Consider the following 962-nt stretch of genomic DNA (forward strand, 5'->3'; position numbering starts at 1 on the left):
AAAATCGTACCGGCCGTGCCGGAGCTCGAATATTGCTTGATTCCGAGGTTCTCCAGGACAAGCAGATCGGTGCCGTCCTGAAAGTCCATCACGGAGTCCCGTCCGACGAGCGAACCCGCGCCCTTGAAGACGAAGCGGTCGGCATCGGCGCCACCCCACAGGATGTCGCTTCCCGCGTCGCCAAGAAGGGTATCTCTGCCCGCGTCACCTCGAAGCGTGTCGTTTCCGTCTCCGGCAATGACAAGGTCGTTGCCGAGGCCGCCATCAAGCACGTCGTCGCCAGCTTCGCCCGTCAGGATATCGTCTCCGGCATCCCCGAATGCGCGATCGTTGCCGGCGCCTGCGGCAATCCGATCGTTACCGTTACCGCCGTGGGCTTCGTCGATGCCGCCCTCGGAGTCGAGCACGTCATTCCCATCACCGCCATCGAGGTAGTTGTTCCCGTCGCCGCCATCGACGATGTCGTCGCCGATGCCGCCATAGACCCGGTCGTTTCCGGATTGGCCCTTCAGGGCGTCGTTGCCCTCTTCGCCGTAGATCGTATCGTTGCCGGCACCACCACCGACCGCCTGCTGCGTCAGCTTGCCCGTCGCGGGATCAATGCGGTTGTTGAAGCCGTCGTTTCCAGAGCCGGCATAGATGATGTCGTCTCCCACTCCGCCGTCGATGTATTCCTCGCCGGCGCCCCCATAGATCTGGTCGTTGCCGGCGTCTCCGAGGATATGGTCATGGCCATCGCCGCCGTTGATGATGTCATTGCCGTCTTCGCCGGAAAAGATATCGTTGCCGAGCCCGCCGATCAGCGTGTCGGCGCCGGCGCCGCCGTCGAAGCTGTCATTGCCGTCGCCGCCTTCCGCGTAGTCATCGCCCGCTCCGGCCTTGAAAAAGTCGTTGCCAAGCCCGCCATAGAGCAAGTCGTTGCCAAGCCCGCCGTCGAGATAGTCGTCACCGGCATTACCCCA

General features: G+C 63.1%; 1 protein-coding gene. It reads right to left on the reverse strand.

Features of this window, described 5'->3' with window-relative positions; genetic code table 11:
• A partial coding sequence (locus BHD07_RS31825) for a calcium-binding protein (RefSeq protein ID WP_338284320.1) occupies positions 1-962 on the reverse strand: 962 nt, incomplete at both ends.

Source organism: Sinorhizobium sp. KGO-5 (assembly GCF_036245905.1).
Classification (GTDB): domain Bacteria; phylum Pseudomonadota; class Alphaproteobacteria; order Rhizobiales; family Rhizobiaceae; genus Sinorhizobium; species Sinorhizobium meliloti_A.